Origin of the sequence: Pseudomonas sp. UFMG81, assembly GCF_015354575.1 — a bacterium.
GTDB lineage: Bacteria > Pseudomonadota > Gammaproteobacteria > Pseudomonadales > Pseudomonadaceae > Aquipseudomonas.
The window spans coordinates 322,213-348,256 of the sequence record NZ_JACAFQ010000001.1; the positions used below are offsets into that span (position 1 = coordinate 322,213).

At 60.8% G+C, this 26,044-nt stretch carries 17 protein-coding genes and 5 tRNA genes; 10 read left to right on the top strand and 12 right to left on the bottom strand.

Annotated features, from left to right (window positions below):
• Positions 1-3: 3 nt before the first annotated feature.
• Both IX761_RS01475 and IX761_RS27470 read right to left on the bottom strand, forming a co-directional pair.
• On the bottom strand, positions 4-2,586 hold the full coding sequence (locus IX761_RS01475) for an RHS repeat protein (protein WP_194787777.1): 2,583 nt from the start codon (positions 2,584-2,586) through the stop codon (positions 4-6).
• Entirely contained in the window at positions 2,556-4,601 is a 2,046-nt protein-coding gene (locus IX761_RS27470) for a hypothetical protein (RefSeq protein WP_194787778.1), read from the bottom strand. The genes IX761_RS01475 and IX761_RS27470 overlap by 31 nt, the downstream gene beginning before the upstream one ends.
• 165 nt (positions 4,602-4,766) lie before the next feature.
• Between IX761_RS27470 and IX761_RS01485 the strand changes: the two genes are divergently transcribed.
• From IX761_RS01485 to IX761_RS27370, 5 genes are all read left to right on the top strand, one after another.
• A complete protein-coding gene (locus tag IX761_RS01485; protein WP_194787779.1) occupies positions 4,767-6,251 on the top strand; it encodes a hypothetical protein in 1,485 nt (494 codons plus the stop codon).
• A gap of 24 nt (positions 6,252-6,275) precedes the next feature.
• A complete protein-coding gene (locus IX761_RS01490) occupies positions 6,276-7,385 on the top strand; it encodes a hypothetical protein (protein WP_194787780.1) in 1,110 nt (369 codons plus the stop codon).
• Between the two features lie 11 nt (positions 7,386-7,396).
• Positions 7,397-9,127 (top strand): hypothetical protein, encoded by a 1,731-nt coding sequence (locus tag IX761_RS01495; protein WP_194787781.1) that lies wholly within the window; start codon positions 7,397-7,399, stop codon positions 9,125-9,127.
• A gap of 23 nt (positions 9,128-9,150) precedes the next feature.
• A complete protein-coding gene (locus tag IX761_RS01500; protein ID WP_194787782.1) occupies positions 9,151-9,555 on the top strand; it encodes a hypothetical protein in 405 nt (134 codons plus the stop codon).
• A gap of 1,763 nt (positions 9,556-11,318) precedes the next feature.
• Complete coding sequence (locus IX761_RS27370) at positions 11,319-14,942, top strand: RHS repeat-associated core domain-containing protein (RefSeq protein WP_194787784.1); 3,624 nt, start codon at positions 11,319-11,321, stop codon at positions 14,940-14,942.
• 47 nt (positions 14,943-14,989) lie between these two features.
• Here IX761_RS27370 and IX761_RS01515 read toward each other — a convergent pair.
• The 5 genes from IX761_RS01515 to IX761_RS01535 all read right to left on the bottom strand — a co-directional run bounded on the left by IX761_RS01515 (position 14,990) and on the right by IX761_RS01535 (position 15,549).
• Positions 14,990-15,065 (bottom strand) — tRNA-Gly (locus IX761_RS01515).
• A gap of 82 nt (positions 15,066-15,147) precedes the next feature.
• Positions 15,148-15,223 (bottom strand) — tRNA-Gly (locus IX761_RS01520).
• Positions 15,224-15,227: 4 nt separating this feature from the next.
• A tRNA-Glu gene (locus IX761_RS01525) sits at positions 15,228-15,303 on the bottom strand.
• Between the two features lie 92 nt (positions 15,304-15,395).
• Positions 15,396-15,471: transfer RNA gene (locus IX761_RS01530), tRNA-Gly, on the bottom strand.
• 2 nt (positions 15,472-15,473) lie between these two features.
• Positions 15,474-15,549 (bottom strand) — tRNA-Glu (locus IX761_RS01535).
• 422 nt (positions 15,550-15,971) lie between these two features.
• Here IX761_RS01535 and IX761_RS01540 point away from each other — a divergent pair.
• Positions 15,972-16,739, top strand: coding sequence for a hypothetical protein (locus IX761_RS01540; RefSeq protein WP_194787785.1), 768 nt, complete (start codon positions 15,972-15,974; stop codon positions 16,737-16,739).
• A 129-nt stretch (positions 16,740-16,868) separates the two neighbouring features.
• On the opposite strand, the gene IX761_RS01545 is transcribed toward IX761_RS01540, so the two are convergent.
• A complete protein-coding gene (locus tag IX761_RS01545) occupies positions 16,869-17,351 on the bottom strand; it encodes a GAF domain-containing protein (RefSeq protein ID WP_194787786.1) in 483 nt (160 codons plus the stop codon).
• Complete coding sequence (locus IX761_RS01550) at positions 17,352-18,239, bottom strand: ATP-binding protein (RefSeq protein WP_194787787.1); 888 nt, start codon at positions 18,237-18,239, stop codon at positions 17,352-17,354.
• 172 nt (positions 18,240-18,411) lie between these two features.
• Here IX761_RS01550 and IX761_RS01555 point away from each other — a divergent pair, with 172 nt between their 5' ends.
• Complete coding sequence (locus IX761_RS01555; RefSeq protein ID WP_194787788.1) at positions 18,412-20,766, top strand: hybrid sensor histidine kinase/response regulator; 2,355 nt, start codon at positions 18,412-18,414, stop codon at positions 20,764-20,766.
• On the opposite strand, the gene IX761_RS01560 is transcribed toward IX761_RS01555, so the two are convergent.
• Positions 20,756-21,244, bottom strand: coding sequence for a glutathione peroxidase (locus IX761_RS01560; RefSeq protein ID WP_194787789.1), 489 nt, complete (start codon positions 21,242-21,244; stop codon positions 20,756-20,758). The genes IX761_RS01555 and IX761_RS01560 overlap by 11 nt on opposite strands.
• 12 nt (positions 21,245-21,256) lie before the next feature.
• Positions 21,257-21,652, bottom strand: a complete 396-nt coding sequence (msrB, locus tag IX761_RS01565; RefSeq protein ID WP_194787790.1) for a peptide-methionine (R)-S-oxide reductase MsrB — start codon at positions 21,650-21,652, stop codon at positions 21,257-21,259.
• A 166-nt stretch (positions 21,653-21,818) separates the two neighbouring features.
• Between msrB and IX761_RS01570 the strand changes: the two genes are divergently transcribed.
• Positions 21,819-23,030, top strand: coding sequence for a pyridoxal phosphate-dependent aminotransferase (locus IX761_RS01570; protein WP_194787791.1), 1,212 nt, complete (start codon positions 21,819-21,821; stop codon positions 23,028-23,030).
• Between the two features lie 392 nt (positions 23,031-23,422).
• Positions 23,423-24,310 carry a protease HtpX gene (gene htpX / locus IX761_RS01575; RefSeq protein ID WP_194787792.1) on the top strand — a complete coding sequence of 296 codons (888 nt, stop codon included), beginning with the start codon at positions 23,423-23,425 and terminating at the stop codon, positions 24,308-24,310.
• A 142-nt stretch (positions 24,311-24,452) separates the two neighbouring features.
• Here the strand turns inward: htpX and IX761_RS01580 are convergent, their stop codons facing one another.
• Positions 24,453-25,100: a thiopurine S-methyltransferase gene (locus IX761_RS01580; protein WP_194787793.1), complete on the bottom strand. Its 648-nt coding sequence runs from the start codon at positions 25,098-25,100 to the stop codon at positions 24,453-24,455.
• A 100-nt stretch (positions 25,101-25,200) separates the two neighbouring features.
• Here IX761_RS01580 and IX761_RS01585 point away from each other — a divergent pair, with 100 nt between their 5' ends.
• Complete coding sequence (locus IX761_RS01585; RefSeq protein WP_194787852.1) at positions 25,201-25,953, top strand: DODA-type extradiol aromatic ring-opening family dioxygenase; 753 nt, start codon at positions 25,201-25,203, stop codon at positions 25,951-25,953.
• Positions 25,954-26,044: the final 91 nt, after the last annotated feature.

Genomic DNA, 26,044 nt, shown 5'->3' on the forward strand with positions numbered 1-26,044 from the left:
GGCTCAGGGGCTGGGATCCTGCACACTGTGCTGGGCAGCCTCGGTCGGCTGGGACTCGGCCAAGGGCTGGCCTCCTGCCCCACGGACGATAGTGATGTCCCCAACGACTGACGCATTACCGCTCTGATAGAAACGCTGCTCTGTGCGATTGGCCTGAGTTGTTCGCGTGAGGATGTCCGTGCCGTCATAGCCGTATGCCTGCGCCTCTACAAGCTCGCCATCTGCTGCGGGCACTGTGACCTTAAGCAGGCGATTGAAGCGGTCATACTCCATGACACGGCCCTGTTCATCACGGGTCAAATTGCCATTGGCATCGTATTCCAGCTCGATACGCCGCCTGTGCTGTGGCGGGGCGGCGTCAAACAACCTCAACGCCTGCTCGCGGGACAGGCCGAACAGCTTCACGTTGGCGGCAAACGGAAGACTTTCAATGGCAACCAACTGCGCGGGATCAACAGCGGAGAAATGGTAAATCGAAAATTCACCCGGCCCGCCAACACGCTCCGTAATCAAGACCTCAATGTTGTTGTAGACGTCGTGGATAAAGGTTTGCGAGCGGATGACATTACCTGCTGGGTCGAGTGGGCATTCGGGGCCCTCGCACTCGTAGGAGGTGAGCCGCTGGTCAAGGTCATACCCGTACTTTTCTTGGCGCAGCAGCTTTTCTGGCAAAGGCAAATTCTGCGTCAAGGTGCGCTTGGTCATGGCATCCCGATCATCGTATTCCTGAACCAGGGTCTGCTGCGTCCTCTGCCCGTTGTCGGTGAATATGAAAGTACGCTGTATTTCCCGATCAAATGGGTCATAGGCCAGTAGCGTTTCAATCGACTGATTACCAACAGTGTCCGTGGTTGTGTAGTTCGCCATACGCGCGAAGTCGTCGTACTCGAAAGTCCCCTGCAAGACGCCTGCGATCTCGGTGCTGACCAACTGACCGTGAGCCGGTGTACCGGGCTCATTGCCATACAGATACGTCTGGCAATTGTCGTTGACATCCTTGAAAAAGGTCTCGCGGCCGCGCTGGCTATGACCGTACGTCATCGCATAGTCTTGCCCTCCCTGGTGCCGCCTTTCCTTGTGCAAGGTGCCGTTTGTGTAGTGTTCACGGAAGAAAGCCTCTTCCCCCACACTGCAGGCCTCCAAGCGGGCATTTCTTTTATTGCGCTCGAATAACGACTCCGAGCTGCGCTGGGGCGTGCCACCCTGTTTACCGACATCGATGAAAGCTCGCTCCTTCGGCTCCTCGCTCAATCTCAACTCATATTTGTACTCGATATCGCCCATTGGCGTATGCACGGTCTTGGGTTGCCGCTCACCCTGCTCATACTGGTAGGTAGTTACCCGCCCTCCAGTGGTGGCACTGATTCGGCGGTCAAGACCGTCGAACGCCTGTAGCCCCAACACCACCCCAGACACTTTGATGACCGTGGGCAAGTCGGCGCTGCTGTGCTCTGCATATTCACGGAGCACCTTGGCCCCTTCGGGCAAGGTATGTTCCAGCAGTCGGTTGTAAGGGTCGTAGGTATAGGCATTTGTTCTTTTCGGAACAAAACCAGTCGTCTCCCGCAGGAGGCGCCCCAGGCCGTCGTACGCATTGACTTGCAGGCTGATCATGCGCTCGCTGTAATCATTGCCCGTACCCGACCACTCAAGGCGTTCTATTCGCTCAGCTTCACCGAACAGGTTCACCCACGTCTTGATGATGCCGCTCTTCGCCCCGCCTGCCGCCAACCGATACTGCCGGGTTATCCGTTGACGAGGCCCTGACGGGAGATCGGGATTCGGCTCACCAACCGGATCGTTCTCCTCCACGACCTGTACGCCGTCCGGGCCTGTCACTGAGCGTTGCTGCCCCCACAGGTCGTAGTCATACGTGCGGGAAAGCTTGAGATCCGCCTCTGTGTTCTCGCTCAGCCAATCAACTTCGGTTTCACTCAGCAACCGACCGAAGAAATCGAAAGTCGCTTCATACAGATCACGAACTTTCGGCTGAGCTGGGGGTACAGCATTATCGAGATCGTTGCGCATCTCTTTGACGGGGCCGTTCAAACCGTTGGTATAGGTGGTTGTCACGACCCCATTCACATCCGTTCGCTGCTGTTGCGCCCGGTCTTGGTCGGTTGCGCAAAGCGTATAGCTGTAGATACGCTCGGCCTTGAACTCATCGTCGTCAGGCGCGACCGTTTCCATTGTCACTCGACGCAACACATCGTACTGATAGCTGATCTTCACACCCTTGTCGTCTTCACTGAGCAATGGCTCGCCAGTGAGCAGGGAGCGTTCGCTGCGGGTGATCTTGTAGACGCCTTTTAGTGCTTCGTTGTCGGGGTCATATTCATGCCCCATCACCATCTGCTCGATGCTGAGCACCGTCTGCTCGGCCTGATCACTACCGAAGTCAGTAGCCGTACCCAGTGCGTAGGCGTACCGGGTCAGGGTGGTCAGCCCGTTCATGGTCAGCGCCTGGCTGTGTAACCGGCCATGGATGAACGCGTCGTTACTGTCGTCGTAGTAAGTGTGCTGGATGCTTTGCAGCGTGCTGGCCTGTTCCCCTGTCATTTGCTCCAGCAGCTCCTCATCGACCACGTGCCAGCTCTGGTCCTGGGTATTGCCTGGCAGTGCGGCCAGGGTGCGGTAGCGGTAGCGGGTGCGCAGGGTAGGTGCTTGGGCACCGGGCCCGGGCGTGGTGGTCTTGCTCTTGAGGTGGCGCGCGAAGCCGTCCGGGTCGGCGGGGCGTTCATGGTCAGCGCCTGGCTGTGTAACCGGCCATGGATGAACGCGTCGTTACTGTCGTCGTAGTAAGTGTGCTGGATGCTTTGCAGCGTGCTGGCCTGTTCCCCTGTCATTTGCTCCAGCAGCTCCTCATCGACCACGTGCCAGCTCTGGTCCTGGGTATTGCCTGGCAGTGCGGCCAGGGTGCGGTAGCGGTAGCGGGTGCGCAGGGTAGGTGCTTGGGCACCGGGCCCGGGCGTGGTGGTCTTGCTCTTGAGGTGGCGCGCGAAGCCGTCCGGGTCGGCGGGGCAGTCGCTGCCTTCACCGGTGCTTGGGTACCACAGGCTGGTTTCGATCACCCCGTTGGGCTGCTCTTCGGTATGCAGGTTACCGTCGTCGTGGTAGGTGCGCTTGATGACTTCCTGGCGTTCATCGCCACTGCTGCGCTTGCGCCAGCGGGTAGTGGTGTCCTGGGGCAGCTGGCAATCGGCGCGCTGGTCCTTGAACGGCTTGGCCGGGTCGTAGGAATACGTGGTCTCCACCGTGCGCAGGTGCTGGTCGTCAGCCGGCCCTTGTCGCTCCTGCTCCCAGGCCAGCAGGTGGAACTTGTTGAACTGCCGCTCGAGGGTGCGGGCCACCGAGCCGTCGACAGCCCGCAGTTGCTCCACCGAGCCATAGCGGTAGCTGCCGGAGTGCCGGTAGAGGATATCCAGGCCGGGGGTGGGGTCTGGATCGCCCAGCGCCAGGTTGGCGCCGAGGAAGTTGTTGCCGGCCTGGTAGTCGGCATCGCCGGTGGTGAGTGCGTAGCTGTAGGTGAAGACCTGGTTGCAGGGTTTGTTGGCCGCCGCCGGCCCATCCTTGTCGCCAGGGCGGATCTCGTGCCGGGCGACCCGTGGCAGCCGGCCCGAGATGCCATTGGAGAAGCCGTGGCCCTCAGGGTCGTATTCGATCAGTTCCCAGGCGCCGGTGGGCGTACGCACCTCGGTGAGGCAGTCGTGGCCGTGGTGGCTCTCGTAGCGGAAGCGCCATTTGCCCTGGTTGCCGCCCACGCTGGGCAGTTGCAGTTCGGTGACCTTGCCCTCGCCATCCAGCTGCAGGACGAAAACGGCTTGCTGCTGGGGTGCACCGGCGGGGTTGAGGGTGATCGTCAGCGCGGTGGTCGTGCGTTCGACCGTCAACAGGTCGCGGTAGTTGCCGTCGGCATCGGCGCCCTGGATGGAGGCCAGGCGGTAGTGGGTCTGATTGAACAGTTCGGTGAGGGTGTACTGACAGTGGCGCTTGAAAAGCTTCTCGAACCATGCGAACCGATTGAAAAGCTTGGTGAGGGTGTACTGAAAGCGGCCCTTGAAGAGCTTCTCGAACCGTGCGCGTTTGCCGCTCGTCTCGATGAAAGGCGTGTAGGCCAGCTTCAGCGGCCGGGTCTGGGCGGTACGTATCTCTGCGGGCAGGTACAGCGGGCGGCTGGCTTCGAAGCGCTGAAGCTTTTCGATCAGCCCGGAGCGGTGCCTGACCTCGTAATACGCCAGGCCTGTTCCAGGCTCGGCCTTCTGGTGCAGCTTGAAACTGTCGAGCTTCTTCTCCTCCATGAACAGCTCGGTGCCCGCCGTCCGGGTGGCCTTGAAGCTTTCGCCGGTGTGCAGGGCGACCACCTGGTTTTCCGGGTCGAACTGCGACAACTGCAGGTTCCAGCCTTTGCCGTAGCCGGAGTCCTGGGTGTTGAGCGGGTTGAAGAACAGCGCAAGGTTCAGCGCCGGCCCCAGCAAGGCGTTGGCTTCGACTTCCGGCAGGGTGAGGGACACCGTGTACTGGCCGGTGCGCGGATCCACACCGCTTTGCAGGAAACTCATGAAGTTGAAGGCGTTGGAGTGGACGGCGGTGGATGTGCTCATGGATGACCTCTCGCAGAGGAATAATCAAAAACGCCATGGGCACGCTAACAACAGGTCGTACAAAACACACCTGGCATTTTTGCTAGTTTCGCTCTGGCCGTGGTGCCAGTAAAACGCTCACATGAGGACCGGTCTCAAGTCGCCAACACATCGGAAGTAGGCCATATGACATACGGCAGCCAAGCAGATACACCCGACACCACGGCCATCAGCCCCCGCTTTTCTGTTGAGTCAACGAATAGGGCAGAACAGGCTTGGGTGCATGTCATTCCGAGCCATGATGCAAAAATATCCACGACGGATTTGGATCAACTCCCAGGTACATTTGTTGCTCTACCCCATAGCGAGATGCGCCTGGGTGACCGCGTCATATTTGTCTGGAGTGGCTACATTGGCGGAAGTTTCTATTATAAGTATGAGTTCGAAGCCCACGTTGAGGCACTCGACACCGTCATTGCTAAAACGCTAGATGCCGGAAAAATCAATGCGCTCAAGGGCAGCACTGGGACCGCACAGTTTTTCGTCGAGCGAAACGGTGAGGTGGTTGCCTCTTCCCATGCAAAGCAGTTCGAGGTTGTTGAACATCACTCTGTCGCGTTATTAGCGCCTCCCTATGTCGAAGGGCTTACGGACGACCTGCTTGATCCTGCGTATCACTCCGAGGTCACGGCCCCCTACGACAGTTTCGAGGACAATGATGAATGCCTGCTGATCGCCCGAATCTTTTACCAGCCCGGGGACGCCGAAGACTTGCCGCCCTTGGATGTAGCCATTCTGTGGTCTACCCATAACACAATAGCCCGCAACGATAACTACCGGCGTTTCCAGCTCGACCCCGACTGGTTGAACGGACACTTGGGTAAATACGTAGAATTCAGATACCAGGTAGCGGGGGTGGATTGGGCATGGGCGTCGGAGCCTTCAACCATGTTCAAGGTAGGCGAGCGCGCCCCACGTCACCTCCCTGCCCCAGTACTTATCGGCGCCGAAAGCAATCAGATCGAGGCAATCCAGTTACGCCAGGGTGCGGTTCTGCGTATTCCGCATGAGGCCGACATCGATAACACCTGCGTGTTCATCTGCATCGCCACGCAGCAGCAGCAGGTACTCACCCGCATGCTCTATAAACCTGTGGAAGGTGAAGCCGCCTTGCACTTCAGGGTGCCGGTTGAAGATTTTGCTGCCTACGTGGGCACGACACTGAACTTCTATTACGAAGTCAACGACGGCAAACGCTACGAACGCTCCGCTGTGTACTCGGTCTTCACAGTGCCCATCCCCCTCGCCTCGATGCCAACCCTTCAATGTCCGGAATCGCTTGACGGCTCGACGCTCTCTTTAAAGGCGCTGGCAAGTACCACAACAGTCTGTATTGAAAGGTGGCCATTCATGGCCGAAGGCCAGCATGTCTCGCTCTCTGTTTCACTGAAAGATCGTAATAACGAAAGAAGAAGAACCATCACGTTCCTCGACCGTTTTGTAATCGGCAAAACCGAAGTTGAACAGCAGTACGTGAGTGCACCGCTCAACACGAATGAACTTGCCCAGGTCGAACCGGGAAGCTACATGATTTTCACAGGGCACGTGACGTTCGCCCAGGGAACAGCGCAACGTGCCTTCAGATCGGCCACGTTGCAGTTGGTGTACTGACTAAACGCCCCGCCCGAGGACCGCATGATGACATCTCTCCCCTCTGCGCAAACACCACCCTTTGATGGCCTGCCCCCCTTGGCACCCTTAGTGCCGCACGCCCAGATCACCCTTGACGGTTTTCCCTCGACCGATACCGACCTCAGGACAGGCGAGTTGCGGCCCAATGGGGCAGAACAACTTGCCATCCGGGTAACGCTGTGGCGCGCCGAAGGCGATGTATCACCTGAAGAGTGGGATAGCCTGAGATTGCTTGACCTCGATGGCGCCCCCGTCGCACCTCTGCCCGTGGTCGAAGACAGGCCATTGATATTGGAGGGCAAGGATGGCGATTGGGCGTATACCTGGTTCAGAAGTTTGGGCTTCGCCCAAGCGCTTGTCCGTCAACACCATATCAATGAGGAAAATTACCGGGAATATGGCAGCAGCAGGGTGCTGTACCTGCATTGCGCGGCCCCGTCTACCACTCCCGAAACCCGATTCTATATAAGATTGACCCTGGCTGACGGCACGGATCATACATTCACAGAAATGCCGATAAAAGTAAAAGTTAGCAAAGAGGAACCTGAAGCCATCCCTGAAATTTCCACTAAAAGAATAGCGGGCTTCAACTACTACAAACTTCCGGAAGAAACGAACGATAGCTACCCCTACGACTTCAACCCTGTCACCACTGAGTACGTCACGGTTCGCGTACCCGGTGGGTTCATCCAGTGTGAGGTTGGCGATAGCAATACGGCTCAACCACCCGCAAACCGCTGTTCCATCGTGCGCTTCGAGCGCGACACGTCCCTTGAAGTCATGTGCACCGTGACGGGTGTTGTCACAGAAAAAAATCAGCGCCACATACGCTTCGACCCATGGTTGCTCGAACCTGAGTTTCAACACGTATTTGGCAACCATTTACAACAAGCGTTTATGGGTGAACTGGAACAGGATACGGTGATTGTTTCGATCCATCGCTTCAACGACATCCGCGCGGAACACATCCCCCCTGACCGGCGCGAGGCACTGCTCAACCGGTATGGCCAAGGTTTGACATTGACGTTCCGTGACCTCCGCGGGAGCATCATCAGAAAAACGCTTGCTTTCCCTAACAAAGGCCAGAACGGTCACCGCGACATGTTCACCTAGAGGGCAAGGCCATGAGAATTTACTACTCCAATGAAGAAAATTTCGACACTAGTTCATGGTTCGTAGTTGTCGAGCATGGCCAGGGTGTCCATTCGTGCAGGCACCACATGGGGGGTGGCAGTGGCGCCCAGTACCTGAAATTATCTGAAGTACCCTCGGGCTGCAGCATCGGTTTTATTCAAACCGACGATGAGGGCGAATACCTGAACACTGCAAATGTGGTAACCACTCATTTTTCAACCACCACTGGCGTCATCGATTTCACATCGCTCATGACCAGCCCAAATTATGAAGTGGCAGCGGGGCTCAGGAAAACTGGCCGCCACTATACTTCATCGGCAAGTAAATTCACGCATATTTCATGGGACTGGGATCCCTCCTGGCAAGTTCGTGACGGCAGCGACCGGAGTGATGAGTCAACGCTTCACGGCTCGCCGGCCCGTTCCGGGTTCGACCAGTTGGCCCTGTATCCTGATGCGCTTTCGAGGGTCTCGGACAAGGACCAGGCGCAGTTCATGGCAGACCCTCGGCTTATCCCCGTGGCCAAACGCCTCTGGACCTGCACTGCCGGGCAGATCAGCGAAGACGGCTTGTATACGGCCAATGGGCAACACGACGGCACCTCCAGGGTGACCTGCACACTGGTTCACAACGACGTGATCTATGTCGAGGCCCACGCCACGCTCTCTCACGCCCCCGCAGCCATCGCACCGCAGGGATATTGGACGAGACTTACAAACACCAAGGTGGAAGTTTCAGAATTCGGCAACCTGCGCCCGGTAAGAGCCTTCATGTACGGTAATGGTGCACAGCAACTGATCGTCGATATCGAAGCCACGACCGATAAGGGAGAGCTGCCTGACGAAGAGTGGGCGAAACTGCGATTCTTCGACTACCGCAGCCATCAGCAGACGCAGGTGCTTCCCCCTAGCGCGGCGCCAGTCTTGCACGGGGCTCACTGGGCGTGCACCACAGATCGAAATAAAGATTACGATACGGCCAAAATTTCACCGAGCGGCGCAACTGACACCGCTATCCCGAATACCGCCAAACGGTTCTATCTGCATAGCCGGGCGCCGCAGACCACGACCAAGAAATTTTATGCAGGCTTCTGTGACGCCCTGGGCTGGTGGCATTACTTCACGCAAAGCAAGAATGCCTTCGAAGTGGCCATACTGGACTTCAGTGCGCCTCGCCTGACCCTCACAGCAGGCGCCAGAGGAGGGTTCGATGACACCAGCGAATTCTACCCCTACGACATGAATCTCGACACGTACGAATATTTCATTCTGGCATCCGACCCCAGCGCACCGTTCAAAGACTGTTCGGTAAAAGGCAAGAACGAAGCCGGCCAATGGGTACCGCGCAATTCCATTGTCCGCTTTGAGCGTGACGCACCGATCGAAGAGTTCTGCAGTGTCACCGCGATTGTGCTCAAGCCAGAGGAGCTAACGGATAAATTAGTTGTATTCGATGACGAATTGACGAAAATGGGGCTATTCAACTCGAAGCTAGATCACACGTTCGATGGCGACCTTAAGGAACATCAGGTCATGATCTCGGTTCATCGCTTTTCCGACATCCCCCTTTACAAGGCCAGCGATGTGGAACGCAACAAAATCTTAAGACACTACAGCAGTGACCTGCGCTTTGAATTCCATGACCACTACGGCAATGCATTCAGCAAAATAATTGGCTTTATCCCCAAAAAACAGGCGCGCCATCGCGACCAGTTGATTTAACCACTGCCGCCACTGAGGTACCCATGAGAATCTACCTGTCAACTAGCTTGCCGACCCCCAGGACTCGGCTGACTTACTGGGTTGAAGAATATCGCCCCGGGGAAACCTTTCAAATGAACGTAGGTGCCTGGTTTGGCGCCCACCACAAAGGAAAGTATATAAAACTTGCTGACATTCCTTCCGGCTATACCTTTTCCCTTATCACCGATATGTACCAAGGCCCATATGAAAACTCTTATAATTTCAAAACAAACCACCACCGGACAACTACTGACTGGCTTCCCTTTAAGTATCTAAGGGATGCAGCTACACGCCGCCCTTGCGCCCCTGGACTCTACAAAGACTCCCAACAAATACGTGGCGCACAATGGGACAGCATTACCTTTATAAATTTCATCTGGGACCCCCAATATATAGAAGTAAACTGACACCACGGAGCGATCATGAGCACATCCACCGCCGTCCACTCCAACGCCTTCAACTTCATGAGTTTCCTGCAAAGCGGTGTGGATCCGCGCACCGGCCAGTACACGGTGTCCCTCACCCTGCCGGAAGTAGAAGCCAACGCCTTGCTGGGGCCGGCGCTGAACCTTGCGCTGTTCTTCAACCCGCTCAACACCCAGGACTCCGGCTACGGCAAAGGCTGGAACCTGCAGCTGTCGCAGTTCGATCCGGGAAACCAGGTGGTCGCCCTGCACACCGGTGAAAGCTTCCAGGCCAAAGAACCGGTCGGCACCGAGCTGTTCATGGACGAGAAGAAACTCGACAGTTTCAAGCTGTACAGGAAGACTGAACCCGGGACTGAAGCGTACTACGAGGTCAGGCACCGCTCCGGGCTGATCGAAAAGCTTCAGCGCCTCGAAGCCAGCCGCCCGCTGTACCTGCCTGCGCAGATACGTACCGCCCAGACCCGACCGCTGAAGCTGGCCTACACGCCTTTCATCGAGACGAGCGGCAAGCGCGCACAGTTCGTTGAGCTCTCCAAGGGCCACTGTCAGTACACCCTCACCGAACTGTTCAATCAGACCCACTACCGCCTGGCCTCCATCCAGGGCGCCGATGCCGACGGCAACTACCTCGACCTGTTGACGGTCGAACGCACGACCACCGCGCTGACGATCACCCTCAACCCCGCCGGTGCACCCCAGCAGCAAGCCGTTTTCGTCCTGCAGCTGGATGGCGAGGGCAAGGTCACCGAACTGCAACTGCCCAGCGTGGGCGGCAACCAGGGCAAATGGCGCTTCCGCTACGAGAGCCACCACGGCCACGACTGCCTCACCGAGGTGCGTACGCCCACCGGTGCCTGGGAACTGATCGAATACGACCCTGAGGGCCACGGCTTCTCCAATGGCATCTCGGGCCGGCTGCCCCGGGTCGCCCGGCACGAGATCCGCCCTGGCGACAAGGATGGGCCGGCGGCGGCCAACAAACCCTGCAACCAGGTCTTCACCTACAGCTACGCACTCACCACCGGCGATGCCGACTACCAGGCCGGCAACAACTTCCTCGGCGCCAACCTGCCGCTGGGCGATCCAGACCCCACCCCCGGCCTGGATATCCTCTACCGGCACTCCGGCAGCTACCGCTATGGCTCGGTGGAGCAACTGCTGGCTGCCGACGGCTCGGTGGCCCGCACCCTCGAACGGCAGTTCAACAAGTTCCACCTGCTGGCCTGGGAGCAGGAACGACAAGGGCCGGATGACGACCAGCACCTGCGCACGGTGCTGACCACGTATTCCTATGACCCGGCCAAGCCGTTCAAGGACCAGCGCGCCGATTGCCAGCTGCCCCAGGACACCACTACCCGCTGGCGCAAGCGCAGCAGTGGCGATGAACGCCAGGAAGTCATCAAGCGCACCTACCACGACGACGGTAACCTGCATACCGAAGAGCAGCCCAACGGGGTGATCGAAACCAGCCTGTGGTACCCAAGCACCGGTGAAGGCAGCGACTGCCCCGCCGACCCGGACGGCTTCGCGCGCCACCTCAAGAGCAAGACCACCACGCCCGGGCCCGGTGCCCAAGCACCTACCCTGCGCANCCGTTCAAGGACCAGCGCGCCGATTGCCAGCTGCCCCAGGACACCACTACCCGCTGGCGCAAGCGCAGCAGTGGCGATGAACGCCAGGAAGTCATCAAGCGCACCTACCACGACGACGGTAACCTGCATACCGAAGAGCAGCCCAACGGGGTGATCGAAACCAGCCTGTGGTACCCAAGCACCGGTGAAGGCAGCGACTGCCCCGCCGACCCGGACGGCTTCGCGCGCCACCTCAAGAGCAAGACCACCACGCCCGGGCCCGGTGCCCAAGCACCTACCCTGCGCACCCGCTACCGCTACCGCACCCTGGCCGCACTGCCAGGCAATACCCAGGACCAGAGCTGGCACGTGGTCGATGAGGAGCTGCTGGAGCAAATGACAGGGGAACAGGCCAGCACGCTGCAAAGCATCCAGCACACTTACTACGACGACAGTAACGACGCGTTCATCCATGGCCGGTTACACAGCCAGGCGCTGACCATGAACGGGCTGACCACCATGACCCGTTACGCCTACGCACTGGGCACGGCCACTGGCTTCGGTAGTGATCAGGCCGAGCAGACGGTGCTCAGCATCGAGCAGACGGTGATGGGGCATGAATATGACCCCGACAACGAAGCGCTAAAAGGCGTCTACAAGATCACCCGCAGCGAACGCTCCCTGCTCACTGGCGAGCCGTTGCTCAGCGAGGATGAAGAAGGCACGAAGATGCACTTCGTGTATGACGTGCTTGGCCGGCTCGTCAGCGAAACAGTAGCGCCAACCACTCAGTACGCCGCGACGCGCACTTACAGCTACACACTATGCGCCGTAGACCGCGACCGAGCGCAGCAGCAACTCACCACTTCCCACGGTGTCACCATGATCACCTACCTCGACGGCTTGACCCGCCTGGTAAGGGAAGCGCGTGACCATATCGATGACACCAGCGACGCCACCCGCAAACAGGCATTCGATATCCGCCATATCGAGTACGACACGCAGGGCAGGCAAACCACCACGACACAGTTCGATTACAACGGAGCGACGCGACTGACCCAGCTGACGCAGCACTCTACCTACGACCATTGGGGCCATCAGAACTGCGTCACGTTGCCCGATGGGACCCAGCAGCATACAGACACCGAACTGCACGGCCCCGGTGGGTACAAAGGCCGCATTGTGCAAACCTGGCGACAGGCAGCAGGGAAAGACGGGGCAACCAGCAGCAAACGCAAGCAGTGGATCAACCTGTTCGACAAACCGGAAAGAACGCAAAGGCTTGGAACGGCGGGCACTGCGACCGAAGTAGAGCGATTCGAGTACGACGGGCTCGGGCAGTGCGTGGTGCAGCGAGACGCGTATGGATATAAAACCCTCAACACCTACGATGCCTTTGGACGTGTCACGCAGGTACGCCTCCCAGACAACACCAGGGTCTTGCGCGACTATGCCGCTCACAGCCCTCAAACGTTAGCCGCGGCAATCAGGGTCATGGCTGTAGCCCCTCCCGGCGTCGCCGGCACGCCCGTGACACTCGGCACCAGGGTTCACGATGGCGTGGGCCGTCTCAAGTCCACCACAGCAGGCATGCGCACGGAAACACTCGACTATCCGGCTGGCAAGTCACTTGCCAACCGACGGACCACCGCCGCCGCCAGGGCCGTCGACCTCAGTTACAACCCGCAACTCACCGACTCACCCACCGCCATCACCGTAGAAGATACCTATCAATCCGATTTCGCCTTCGATGATGTTCGCGCGACGCTTGTCAGTGCTACCAACGAGCATGGCCAGCGCCGCTACGCATACGACTGGAACAACCGCCTGAAGCTTGAAGAGTGGTGTGTAGACGGCACCTGCGTGTTCAAGCGTGAAAAACAGTTTTCAAGCGCCGGGCGCGCCCTGTTACAGACAGCGACCGGCAGCCTCGCCACCCAGTGGCAATACGATGACCACGGTCGCCTGCACAGTGTCAGGCAGGGTGCATTCAGCGTGAATGTGAGCTACGACCCACTGGGGCGCCCAAACCGCTTCGAGGTCGAGCAAAGCGGCGCCGCCACGCCAGTCGCCACCACCGTCATCAGCTATGACGAGCATGATCGGGAAGTATCCCGCACACTGAAGCTTGAACGGCAAGCCGAACGCACGCTGCAGCAGACCTGGGGCCCCGGCGATCTGCTCAGGCACCGGGAACTGATGGAGGGCCAAACGCTGCTGCTGCAGGAAACGTTCGGTTATGACGAACGCAAAAGGCTGACCACGCTCAAGTACCGTGGCCAGAAACAGCCCAAGGACGAACTGGGGCGGACCATCAAGCATCAGACGTTCCTCTACGACCCGTACGACAACATCTTCTACTGTAGGAACGAGTTCGCGAACGCTGACGCTGAACACACCCTGTTCCTTGCCGCGCCCGATGACCCGTGCCAACTCAAGGAGATCGTCTACATCCCCCCCCGTTACAAGCAACCACTGCCCCTGAGCTATACGCAAGACGGCCACCTGCAACGCGACGAACTCGGCCGAACGATGATCTACGACGCGCTCGGCCATCTGCAGCAGGTCACGGCGGAGGATGCACTAGGCAGGAGCAACAGTACCTATCGGTATGACGCACTCGGGCAATTACTGGCAACCCAGCACGACGCAAACGAAGAGACTCTGCTGGTATTCGAAGAGAACCGCTTGAGCTTCGCCATCCGCGGCGCCAGCAAAACCCAGTGGCTGCGTGCCTTGGGTACACCGTTTGCCCAGCAAACGGGCGATGACATCCTGCTGCTGCAGACCAACGCCAATGTCAGCGTGATCAGCGAGGCAACCCACGACACACGCAGCGATACCAGTTACCTCGCCTATGGCGGCCATTACCCGCTGGCGCAGGGGGCCAGCCTGCTGGGCTTCAACGGCGAGTACATCGACCCGGCCACCGGCTGGTACCTTCTGGGCAGCGGTTATCGCGCCCTCAACCCCAAGCAGCTGCGCTTCAATAGCCCAGACTCCATGAGCCCCTTCGATGGAGGCGGACTGTCCTGCTATGGCTACGCCAACGCTAATCCGATTGCTTTCAACGACCCCACGGGCCATAGCGCACAGGGCATTGCCAGCGCCTCGGACTACCAGCAGTCGAGCTCTGCCCAAGGTATCGAACTCACATCGGCGTATGAAAGCGAAGCGCAAAGGTATCTGCGCTATCAATCAATGGAGTTCGAGAGGCAGCAACAGGCAGCCAGAGAGAAAGCAAAGAATGACCTGTTTATCAAAGGCGGCCTGTCGCTGCTCCTTTCGATCGCTAGCCTAGGTATCGGAGCAGTCGGTAGCGCCCCAGCGTTCATCACGCTAATGAACCTAATCGGTACGGCCCTGAATGCCAGCAGCCTGGCTGTCAGCGCTGCAGCGCTGACAACGAGCGATGAGAAGCTCATAAGAGCTGCGGATGTCATGGACTATGTATCAATCGGACTGGGTATTGTCGACCTTACGTCAACATTCGCTTCGCTATCGAAAAGCCCGCTGATCGCCAGCAAGGTGGCGGCGACAGCGGTGGCTGCGAGCCGCAGATCCTCGTCCGCCAGCCTGCTCAGCCAGCCCGCCGCGACAATGCAGCGCCGCTCCTCAGCATCCGGAGCCCTGAGCTATATGGAAGCCTCCGCCCCCCCCGAACCCTCTGCCCCCCCAGGCACCAGTTCGCGGAACCTCGGCGGCAGGCCGTCCATCTCATCGGTGAGCGGATCAGGATCGGCACGCCCCTCGATCATCCCTTCGCAGATTCGCAGCGCCGAATCACAGGCTTGAGCAAGGCAAAAAAAAACGCCACTTCATAAGAAGTGGCGTTTTAGATTTGGAGCGGGAAACGAGACTCGAACTCGCGACCCCGACCTTGGCAAGGTCGTGCTCTACCAACTGAGCTATTCCCGCAATTTGAAGCTTTACCGCATTTGGCGTGAAGCGCCTTGAAGACCTTCACCACCTGCACCGTCAAGAACGACGCCATTGAAACTGGAGCGGGAAACGAGACTCGAACTCGCGACCCCGACCTTGGCAAGGTCGTGCTCTACCAACTGAGCTATTCCCGCAATTTGGCGTCCCCTAGGGGACTCGAACCCCTGTTACCGCCGTGAAAGGGCGGTGTCCTAGGCCACTAGACGAAGGGGACTAAGCCGACGCTTTGCAGCGCACCAGTACATGAACCTCACGATTCAGCCTGGATTTTCTTTTCCTGCCCTGCCGAAGCAGTGCCGGAGAAACTGGAGCGGGAAACGAGACTCGAACTCGCGACCCCGACCTTGGCAAGGTCGTGCTCTACCAACTGAGCTATTCCCGCATTGGCGTCCCCTAGGGGACTCGAACCCCTGTTACCGCCGTGAAAGGGCGGTGTCCTAGGCCACTAGACGAAGGGGACACAGCTACATCTTCACTCCCTGCCGCGTTTCGCTTAGTGCTTTACGCTGCAAGTGGCGCGCATTCTATGGATGCCATGGAAAGCCGTCAACCCCTTTGTAGAAATTTATTTAAATCAATGACTTCCCGTACTGAGGCAGCTTAATGCAGGATGCGTCCGAGGTTTGACGTTGATTTTCTGACGGCAGCCCGGCAAGCTCATATCAAAGCGCCACCACCTTGAGTAATCGAGACCTTGGCCGACATATAAAGCAGTAGCGCCTGCACGGCCCCATCGCGGCTAAACCCGCCCCCACAGGTTGATAGCCCGCCTTGTGGGCGCGGGGTTACCCACACCGCGCTTCCGCCAGGCTGTACTGTTCGCTTTACAGCGAACTCACTACACTCTCGATAGATGCAAAACTTCTTCATGAGGCGTTAACGGTGACACCACTTCTGATCACCCTGCTTATCGTTGCGGGCATCGCATTGCTGATCGTGATCGGCTACCTCAACAACGTGGTCGAGAACGGCAAGCTCGAACGCGCGCGGTTGAAGGTCGAGCTGGCCGATCGCCTGCGCCGCTGCGGCGAGATCACCGAAACCTTCCCCGGCCAGTTCATGACCCCGGCGCTCAAGCTGCTGCTGACCCGCCTGGAGCTCAACCTGAACCAGCGCCAGCTGAACCTGGACAAGCACAGCACCGAACTCAAAGCCCGCATCGGCGAACTCGAAGGCCTGATCGCCCAGGGCGACAAGCTGCCGGTGAGCAACCCGCCCGCCCCTATCCACACCGAGGCCAAGGCCAAGGATGTGCGTTTCCTGCTCGAGCTGCTGCACAACCAGATCGTGCGCGCCACGCAAGAGGGTTTCCTGGCCACCAACGAAGGCAAGTACTGGGTCAAAGAGATCCGCCACATCCTGGTGCTGCTGCACATCGAGTTCTTCAACAACCTCGGCCAGCAAGCACTGCAACAGAACCAGCCCGGCCAGGCCCGCCTGGCCTTCGAGCGCGGCGTGCAGTACCTGCGCAAGCAGCCCGAACCGAAGCAGTACGAAGAGCAGCTCACGTATATGGAGAAGCTGCTGAACCGGGCCAATGCCCAGGTGCTGGACCAGATGGAGCCGGCCGAAGACGAGCAGAATGCACTGACCCAGGGCCTGAAGACCGACGATGACGAGACCTGGAAGAAGAAGGTCATCTACGACTGATCCGATTGTCGTTAAACCTCATCGCCGGCAAGCCGGCTCCCACAGGACCTTGTGGGAGCCGGCTTGCCGGCGATGAGGCCGGTACGCACGATGCAAAACAAAGGGGCCTTCGCAGGCCCCTTGTTCATTTCAGCAGTCGGTCAATTCCAGGAAAATCGCCGCCAGTCGCTCCAGCCCAACCTGGTCGGCCTCGCTGAAACGCGCCAGCTTCGGGCTGTCCAGGTCGAGCACGCCAATCAGCCGCCCAGCCTTCACCAGCGGGATCACCAGCTCACTGTTCGACGCACTGTCGCAGGCGATGTGCCCGGGGAACGCGTGCACATCCTCCACGCGCTGCGTCTGTCGGGTGGCCGCCGCCGCGCCGCACACGCCCTTGCCGAACGCAATGCGCACGCAGGCCACCTGGCCCTGGAACGGGCCGAGCACCAGTTCTTCATTACGGTTGAGGTAGAAGCCCGCCCAGTTCAGGTCATCCACCTGGCTGTAGAGGAAGGCCGAGAACTGCGCGGCATTGGCGATGAAGTCGCGCTCGTCGGCGAACAGCGCCTGCACTTGCGCGGCCAGCAGGCCGTAGCCATCGAGGCCTTGGCCACTGGCGTTGAGGTCGATCATTTATTTCTGCTCCAGCAATTGCAGCCCGACCCAGTAGCGGGCGAACTGATAGGCACAACGGCCATTACGGTTGCCGCGGCCAGTAGCCCAGCGCACGGCGAGGATATCGAGCGCTTCGCTACGCTGCCAGGCAAGCCCGGCCGGGCGCGCCAGCTGGCCGATCCAGTGCTCGACCACGTTGAGGAAGTGCTCTTGCGAGAACGGATAGAACGACAGCCACAGACCAAAACGGTCGGACAGGGCGATCTTGTCCTCCACCGCTTCGTTGGGGTGCAGTTCGCCGTCGACCATCTTCCAGTTCTCGTTGTCGCTCTGTTTCTCCGGCACCAGGTGGCGACGGTTCGAGGTGGCGTACAGCAGGACGTTGTCCGGCGCCTGCTCCAGCGAGCCGTCGAGCACGCTCTTGAGCACCCGGTAGTCGCCCTCCCCGGCTTCGAACGACAAGTCGTCGCAGAACAGGATGAAGCGCTGTTCGAGCTTGCTCAGTTGTTCGACCACCCGCGGCAGGTCGGCCAGGTGGTCGCGCTCGATCTCGATCAGGCGCAGGCCTTCGCCTGCGTGCTCGGCCAGCAACGCGCGCACCAACGACGACTTGCCGGTGCCGCGCGAGCCCCACAGCAAGGCGTGATTGGCCGGCATGCCGTTGATGAACTGATGCGTGTTGCGACCCAACTGGTCACGCTGCTGGTCCACGCCGATCAGGTCGGACAGGCGGATGTCGAGGCTGACCTCGAGCGGCATCAGGTAGCCGCTACGGCCATCGCGCTGCCAGCGGGCGGCGAGCGTGGTGCGCCAGTCAATGTCCGGGCGTGGGGCGGGCAGCAAGGGTTCGAGGCGCGCAAGGACGGATTCGGCGCGGTCGAGGAAAGCGATAAGGCGGGGGTCCATGATGACTCCTGAAAGCAGGCAATGAGAGCGTCGGACCACCATCGCGGGGCAAGCCCGCTCCCACACCGTCAGTGAGCAGGCGCTCAGCGATCACGCGGGAGCGGGCTTGCCCCGCAATGGCAGTCAAGGCTGAATGTTTGACAGACCCGCCAGCAGCCAGGGCTGATCGGCTATGCTTGCGCAGCGCACGGAGCACATCACCGGCTTGGGACCCATGGATATCAAGTTCACCAATCGCCTGTCATACAAGCAAGCCCGGTTGACAGTCCTGGTCGGCTTCATCCTGGGAACATTGCTCAGTCTCATCCAGATCGGCATCGATTATGCCAGCGAAGACGCGTCCATCAACCGTGAAATACAGACGCTGCTGAAAATCAGCCATGACACCGCTTCGCGCATCGCCTACAACATCGACACGGAACTGGCCCAGGAACTCACCGGTGGCCTGCTCAAATCCCCGGCGCTGATCCGCGTGCGGCTGATCGACAACAACGACACGGTGCTGGCCGACGTGCAGCGCCCGCGCCTGGAAAGCCGCTACCGGCCACTGTCGGACTTCCTGTTCGGCGAACAGCGCCAGTTCCAGGACCGCCTGTTCCTCGCCCACATGCCCGATGAATACCTCGGCACCCTGTACCTGGACGTCGATACCTTTGCCTTCGGCGGGCGCTTCCTCGACCGCGCCGGGGTCACCCTGGTCAACGGCTTTGCCCGCAGCCTGGTACTGACCGGCATCCTCCTGGGGCTGTTCTACCTGATGCTGACCAAACCCCTGGTGACGGTGATCAGCGCGCTGAGCGGCGGCGATGCCCGCACCCCACGGCAAACCCGGGTGGACTGCCCGAAGGGCCACGAGAACGACGAGATCGGCGTACTGGTCAAGGCCACCAACCAGCAGTTCGTCAGCATGGCCACCGAGATCCAGCAGCGGCGCAACGCCGAGAATCGCCTGACGCAGTACCTCAACGAGCTGGAGGACATCGTCTCGGCCCGCACCACCGAGCTCAAGGCCAGCAACAGCCGCCTGAGCCAGTCCAACCAGGAGCTGGACGAAGCGCGCCAGCGCGCCCTGGACATGGCCCAGGCGCGCGCCGCTTTCCTCGCCAACATGAGCCACGAGATCCGCACCCCGCTCAACGGCATGCTGGGCATGATCGCCCTGGCCCTGGACAACCTCATGGCCGCCGAGCAGCGCCAGCAGCTGTCGATCGCCCACGACTCAGGCAAGGTGCTGGTCGAGCTGCTCAACGATATCCTCGATCTTTCCAAATTCGATGCCGGCCAGCTGGAGCTTGAGCGCATCCCCTTCGACCTCGGCGCGATGGTCGAGGACACCGCCAACCTGCTGTCGCAGAACGCCGCCCCCAGCGTCGAGCTGACCTGCCTGATCGCCCCGAACTTCCCCAGCTCGGTGCTGGGTGACCCGACGCGGGTGCGGCAGATCGTCAGCAACCTGGTGTCCAACGCGCTCAAGTTCACCCGCTTCGGCCGCGTCGATCTGCGCCTGGCCTGCATCGTCGGCGGTGTGCGCCTGGAGGTCAGCGACACCGGTATCGGTATCCCCGAGGAGGCGCAGGCGCGGATCTTCCAGCCGTTCACCCAGGCTGGCGCCGGCATCACCCGCCAGTACGGCGGCACCGGCCTGGGCCTGGCCCTGACCCGCAACTTGTGCAAGGCCATGCAGGGCCACCTGCACATCCAGTCGCAAACCGGCTTTGGCAGCCGCTTCTGCGCCGAGCTTCCGCTGCCCGCGCACACCGAGGCAATCCCCCCGGTGCCGCTGGCCGGGCGCGTGGTCGCGCTGACCAATGTGGGCAGTGGCCTGGCCGAGCTGCTACAAGGCCTGCTGCCGCGCTGGGGGCTGGACTACGCGCGCGTCGACGCTGCCGATGCACTCGCCGGGGCGCCCGCGGACCTGCTGATCACCGACGAGCTCGATCATGTGCTCGCGCTACGCCCTACCCTGCGCACGCCAATCCTGCTGGTGACCGCCTATGGCAGCTTCCTGCCCGGCGAGCAGGCCACGCAACTGGCCCCCTTGCACCAACTGGCCCGGCCGCTGGCACGCAATGCCCTCTACCAGACCTTGCGCCGAACCCTGCACGGCGAACCCAACGCACCGCTGCCCCACGAGCGGGTCGTAGCCCAGGAGCGGCGCGCGCGCGTGCTGCTGGTGGAGGACAATCCGGTCAACCAACTGGTGGCCAAGGGAATGCTGGGCAAGCTCGGCTGCCAGGTGCAGGTCGCCGCCGACGGCACCGAAGCGCTGGAGCGCCTGGAACAGGGCGCCTTCGACCTGGTGCTGATGGATTGCAACATGCCGATCATGGATGGCTACGAAGCCACCCGGCGTATCCGCCAGGACGGGCGCTGGCCAGCGCTGCCCATCGTCGCGCTGACCGCCAACGCCATGCCCGAGGAACGCGAACGCTGCCGCGCCGCGGGCATGAACGACTACCTGGCCAAGCCGTTCCGCCGCGAAGAGCTATTGGCGCTGATCGACCACTGGGTGCCCGTCAACGCTTGAGCAGGCGCTCGATATCGGCTTCCAGGGCCTCAGGCTTGGTGGTCGGCGCGTAGCGCGTGACCTTGCCGCTGGCGGGATCGACCAGGAACTTGGTGAAGTTCCACTTGATCTTCTGTGTACCCAGCAGGCCAGGGGCACGGTGCTTGAGCTCGACGAACAGCGGGTGAGCGCCGGTGCCGTTGACCTCGATCTTGCGAAACAGCGGGAAGCTGACGCCGAAATTCATCTCACAGAAGTGCGCAATTTCACTGGCGTCGCCCGGCTCCTGCTTGCCGAACTGGTTGCAGGGGAAGCCCAGCACCACCAGCCCCTGCTCGCGGTGCGCCTGCCACAGGCGCTCCAGGCCTTTGTACTGCGGGGTGAAACCGCACTGGCTGGCGGTGTTGACCACCAGCAGCGCCTTGCCGGCGAAATCGCCCAGCACTTTCTGCTCACCCTTGAGGGTGACGCAGGGGATATCCAGCAATGCATCGGCCATGCTCGTGCTCCTTCAGTCGCGTGGTTTGAGGTCCAGGCACACCGAATTGATGCAGTAGCGCAGGCCAGTCGGTGGTGGGCCGTCGGGAAATACGTGGCCCAGGTGGGCATCGCACTGCGCGCAGGTGACCTCGGTGCGGATCATGCCGTGGGAGGTGTCGCGGATCTCGATCATCGCGGCTTCTTCGATCGGTGCGTAGAAACTCGGCCAACCGCAGCCGGAGTCGAATTTGGTCTTGGCGTCGAACAGCGCCAGGTCGCAGCAGATGCAGTGGTAGATGCCGTCGCGGCGCTCACTGTTGTACTTGCCGCTGAACGGCCGCTCGGTGCCCTTGAGCCGGCACACCTGGTACTGGGCGGGGTCGAGCATTGCGCGCCATTCTTCCAGGGTCTTGTCGATCTTTTGCATGTTGCGCACCTCGGCAGGCTGAATTTCACCTCGCGCCGTCTTTCTTTATGGCGCGGGTGGAACGTATATTAGTTGGCTTTCCAAGCCAGCCAGTCTGGCATGCGCCTCGCCCTTTTCAAACCTTTCGCCGGCGGCGCGCCGCGCCTTGTCCAATCGGGATCACATCATGCAGTTCAGCAAATCGAACAAGCTCGCCAATGTCTGCTACGACATTCGCGGCCCTGTGCTCAAGCACGCCAAACGCCTGGAAGAGGAAGGCCACCGCATCCTCAAGCTGAACATCGGCAACCCGGCGCCGTTTGGCTTCGAGGCGCCGGACGAAATTCTCCAGGACGTGATCCGCAACCTGCCCACCGCCCAGGGCTACAGCGACTCCAAAGGCCTGTTCAGCGCGCGCAAGGCGGTGATGCAGTACTGCCAGCAAAAAGAGATCGAAGGTGTCGGCATCGAGGACATCTACCTCGGCAACGGCGTGTCCGAGCTGATCGTGATGTCGATGCAGGCGCTGCTCAACAACGGCGACGAAGTGCTGATCCCGGCCCCCGACTACCCGCTGTGGACCGCCGCGGTGAGCCTGGCTGGCGGCAAGCCGGTGCACTACCTGTGCGACGAGCAGGCCGACTGGTTCCCCGACCTGGACGACATCAAGGCCAAGATCACCCCGAACACCAAGGCCCTGGTGATCATCAACCCGAACAACCCGACCGGCGCGGTCTATTCGAAGGAACTGCTGCTGGGCATGCTGGAGCTGGCGCGCCAGCACAACCTGGTGGTGTTCTCCGACGAGATCTACGACAAGATCCTCTACGACGAGGCCGTGCACATCAGCACCGCGTCGCTGGCCCCGGACCTGCTGTGCCTGACCTTCAACGGCCTGTCCAAGTCCTACCGCGTAGCCGGTTTCCGCTCCGGCTGGCTGATCATCTCCGGGCCCAAGCAGCACGCCCAGAGCTACATCGAAGGCATCGACATGCTGGCCAACATGCGCCTGTGCGCCAACGTACCGGCCCAGCACGCGATCCAGACCGCCCTGGGTGGCTACCAAAGCATCAACGACCTGGTGCTGCCGCCAGGCCGCCTGCTGGAGCAGCGCAACCGCACCTACGAACTGCTCAATGCCATCCCCGGCGTGAGCTGCGTCAAACCGATGGGCGCACTGTATGCGTTCCCGCGCATCGACCCGAAAGTGTGCCCGATCCTCAACGACGAGAAGTTCGCCCTCGACCTGCTGCTCTCGGAAAAGCTGCTGATCGTCCAGGGCACCGCGTTCAACTGGCCATGGCCGGACCACTTCCGCGTCGTCACCCTGCCACGGGTGGATGACCTGGAGCAGGCCATCGGCCGCATCGGCAATTTCCTGCGCACTTATTCGCAGTAAGCCCCCTGACTGGTGGCTCGCAAGGCCCCTGTAGGAGCGGCCTTGTGTCGCGAAAGGGGCACGAAGCGGCCCCAGTTTTTGCGTTTTCGCATAAATTGCCGGGGCTGCTGCGCAGCCCTTTCCGGCCGATCCGGCGCCCCGGCAAGGCCGCTCCTACACAAAGCGTGCAAGCCCTAACGTAGGAGCCGGCTTGCCGGCGATTGTGGCCCCCTACGCCCTCACAGATCTCCTCTTACATCCTGCAACGCTCTATCTGACGGCCCCCTCGGCATCCTCTGCCATACTCCCCGCGTACACAGTTTGAAATAGTCGCCCGATTGAATCGGTGCGGCCTCCCCCTTATATACCCCGCAGTACGCAACAATCTTATCCGTCAGGAGAACGTCACAACCATGATGCGCATTCTGTTGTTTGTAGCCACCAACCTCGCGGTGGTGCTGGTTGCAAGCATTACCCTGAGCCTGCTGGGCTTCAACGGGTTCATGGCGGCCAACGGGGTCGATCTGAACCTCGGCCAGCTGCTGGTCTTCTGCGCCGTGTTCGGTTTCGCTGGCTCGCTGATCTCGCTGTTCATCTCCAAGTGGATGGCGAAGATGAGCACCGGCACCCAGATCATCACCCAGCCCCGCACCCACCACGAGCAGTGGTTGATGCAGACCGTCGAGGAGCTGTCCCGCGAGGCCGGGATCAAGATGCCGGAAGTGGGTATCTTCCCCGCCTACGAGGCCAACGCCTTCGCCACCGGCTGGAACCGCAACGACGCGCTGGTGGCGGTTTCCCAGGGCCTGCTGGAGCGTTTCTCGCGTGACGAGGTGCGCGCCGTGCTGGCCCACGAAATCGGACACGTGGCCAATGGCGACATGGTCACCATGGCGCTGGTGCAGGGCGTGGTGAACACCTTCGTCATGTTCTTCGCCCGCATCATCGGCAACTTCGTCGACCGGGTGATCTTCAAGAACGAAGAGGGCCACGGCATCGCCTACTTCGTCAGCACCATCGTCGCCGAGCTGCTGCTGGGCATCCTCGCCAGCATCATCGTCATGTGGTACTCGCGCCGCCGCGAATTCCGCGCCGACGAAGCCGGCGCCCAGCTGGCCGGCACCGGGGCGATGATCGGCGCGCTGCAGCGCCTGCGCTCGGAGCAGGGCCTGCCGGTGCACATGCCCGACACCCTCAAGGCGTTCGGCATCAACGGCGGCCTCAAGCACGGCCTGGCCGGCTTGCTGATGAGCCACCCGCCGCTGGAAGACCGCATCGACGCACTGAGCCGTCGCGGCTGATCACAGGCAGTATGAAAAAGGGCGACTTCGGTCGCCCTTTTTCGTGGGCCTGTATCGGCCTCATCGCCGGCAAGCCGGCTCCCACAGCAGGCTCAGCTTTGTTTCTGTGGGAGCCGGCTTGCCGGCGATAAGGCCCTTACGGTCAACGACCTATGCGATAAACCCGCTCAACCAGGCTGGAAACCCCGGCACTCTGAAATTTCGGGCTGTCGGCAATGATCTGAGCCTGTCCGGCCTCCTCGACCTGCCAGTCGGCAAAACCTCGGCGTACCTCTTCGTCACTCACCGAAAACGGCGGCCCGTCGATCAACGCCTGGTCATAGTCCAGCGTCACCAGCAAGCCCTTGCAGGCCGGCAGCAGCGTATCCAGCAGCGCCATGTAGCGCTCGCGCATCGCGGGGGGCAGGGCAATCAGCGCCGCCCGGTCGTACAGCCCGGTACAGTCAGCCACGTCCTCGACACGCAGGTCGAAGATATCCCCACACCACAACTCCACCTCGCCGCCACGCCACACTTCGAAAGCGCCCCTGCGTGAAACTTCAGCGGCCAACCCCTGCTCGACGAAGAAGCCCTCCACCGCCTTGCGCGACAGCTCCACCCCCAGCACCCGATACCCCTGGGCGGCCAGCCACACCAAGTCCAGGCTCTTGCCACACAAGGGCACCAGCACCCGCGCCCCAGGTGCCAGCCCCAACGCCGGCCAGTGCGCCTGCAAATAAGGGTTCACCTGCGCCTGGTGAAAACCGATCTGGTTGTCTGCCCACCGCTTGTGCCAGAACGCTGACTCCATGTTTCCTCCCGGTTTTTCGATGGATAGCCTGCAAAACTTATATTGGATCTCGATCGTTGCCTGATCGAAGATGAGTCATCTTACTCGCCAGGACCTCGCCATGCTGCCCAGCCTGTTCATCTCCCACGGTTCCCCCATGCTCGCCCTGCAACCCGGCGCCAGCGGCCCGGCCCTGGCCGGCCTGGCCCGCGCCCTGCCCCGCCCCAAGGCGATCGTGGTGGTGTCGGCGCACTGGGAAAGCCGTGAGCTGCTGGTGACCAGCAACCCGCAACCGCAGACCTGGCACGACTTTGGCGGCTTCCCGGCGGCACTGTACGCCGTGCAGTATCCCGCCCCGGGCGAGCCGGCGCTGGCTAGCCGGGTGGCCGAGCTGCTGGGCGCCAAGCTGGACGACAAACGGCCCTTCGACCACGGCGCCTGGGTGCCGCTGTCGCTGATGTACCCGCAAGCGGATATCCCAATGATCCAGGTGTCATTGCCCAGCCAGGCCGGCCCGGCGCTGCAACTGAAGGTCGGCGCGGCGCTGGCGGCGCTGCGCGAGGAAGACATCCTGCTGATCGGCTCGGGCAGCATCACCCACAACCTCGGCGAGCTGGACTGGCACGCCGGGCCCGATGCCATCGAGCCCTGGGCGCTGGCGTTTCGCGACTGGGTAGTGGAGAAGCTGCAAGCGGACGACCAGGCGGCATTGCTGGACTACCGCCAGCAAGCGCCGTTCGCGGTGCGCAACCACCCAAGCGACGAGCACCTGTTGCCGCTGTACTTTGCCAAGGGCGCCGGCGAGCGCTTCGGGATCGTGCACCAGGGCTTCACCCTGGGGGCGCTGGGCATGGACATCTATCGGTTCGATTGAGTAGCCGTCCTACAGCACCTTGAAGAGGCCTGCGTCGCACTGGGATTAACCCTTCCAGAGCATCGGAAGGCTCCTACACCACCCCTCCGGT

What these genes read in the sequence shown, in the direction of transcription:
- IX761_RS27470 (WP_194787778.1), bottom strand. Translation starts at nt 4,601, where the DNA reads ATGAGCACATCCACCGCCGTCCACTCCAACGCCTTCAACTTCATGAGT.
- IX761_RS01485 (WP_194787779.1), top strand. Translation starts at nt 4,767, where the DNA reads ATGACATACGGCAGCCAAGCAGATACACCCGACACCACGGCCATCAGC.
- IX761_RS01490 (WP_194787780.1), top strand. Translation starts at nt 6,276, where the DNA reads ATGATGACATCTCTCCCCTCTGCGCAAACACCACCCTTTGATGGCCTG.
- IX761_RS01495 (WP_194787781.1), top strand. Translation starts at nt 7,397, where the DNA reads ATGAGAATTTACTACTCCAATGAAGAAAATTTCGACACTAGTTCATGG.
- IX761_RS01500 (WP_194787782.1), top strand. Translation starts at nt 9,151, where the DNA reads ATGAGAATCTACCTGTCAACTAGCTTGCCGACCCCCAGGACTCGGCTG.
- IX761_RS01545 (WP_194787786.1), bottom strand. Translation starts at nt 17,351, where the DNA reads ATGATCGACCTCAACGCCAGTGGCCAAGGCCTCGATGGCTACGGCCTG.
- IX761_RS01550 (WP_194787787.1), bottom strand. Translation starts at nt 18,239, where the DNA reads ATGGACCCCCGCCTTATCGCTTTCCTCGACCGCGCCGAATCCGTCCTT.
- IX761_RS01555 (WP_194787788.1), top strand. Translation starts at nt 18,412, where the DNA reads ATGCTTGCGCAGCGCACGGAGCACATCACCGGCTTGGGACCCATGGAT.
- IX761_RS01560 (WP_194787789.1), bottom strand. Translation starts at nt 21,244, where the DNA reads ATGGCCGATGCATTGCTGGATATCCCCTGCGTCACCCTCAAGGGTGAG.
- msrB (WP_194787790.1), bottom strand. Translation starts at nt 21,652, where the DNA reads ATGCAAAAGATCGACAAGACCCTGGAAGAATGGCGCGCAATGCTCGAC.
- IX761_RS01570 (WP_194787791.1), top strand. Translation starts at nt 21,819, where the DNA reads ATGCAGTTCAGCAAATCGAACAAGCTCGCCAATGTCTGCTACGACATT.
- htpX (WP_194787792.1), top strand. Translation starts at nt 23,423, where the DNA reads ATGATGCGCATTCTGTTGTTTGTAGCCACCAACCTCGCGGTGGTGCTG.
- IX761_RS01580 (WP_194787793.1), bottom strand. Translation starts at nt 25,100, where the DNA reads ATGGAGTCAGCGTTCTGGCACAAGCGGTGGGCAGACAACCAGATCGGT.
- IX761_RS01585 (WP_194787852.1), top strand. Translation starts at nt 25,201, where the DNA reads ATGCTGCCCAGCCTGTTCATCTCCCACGGTTCCCCCATGCTCGCCCTG.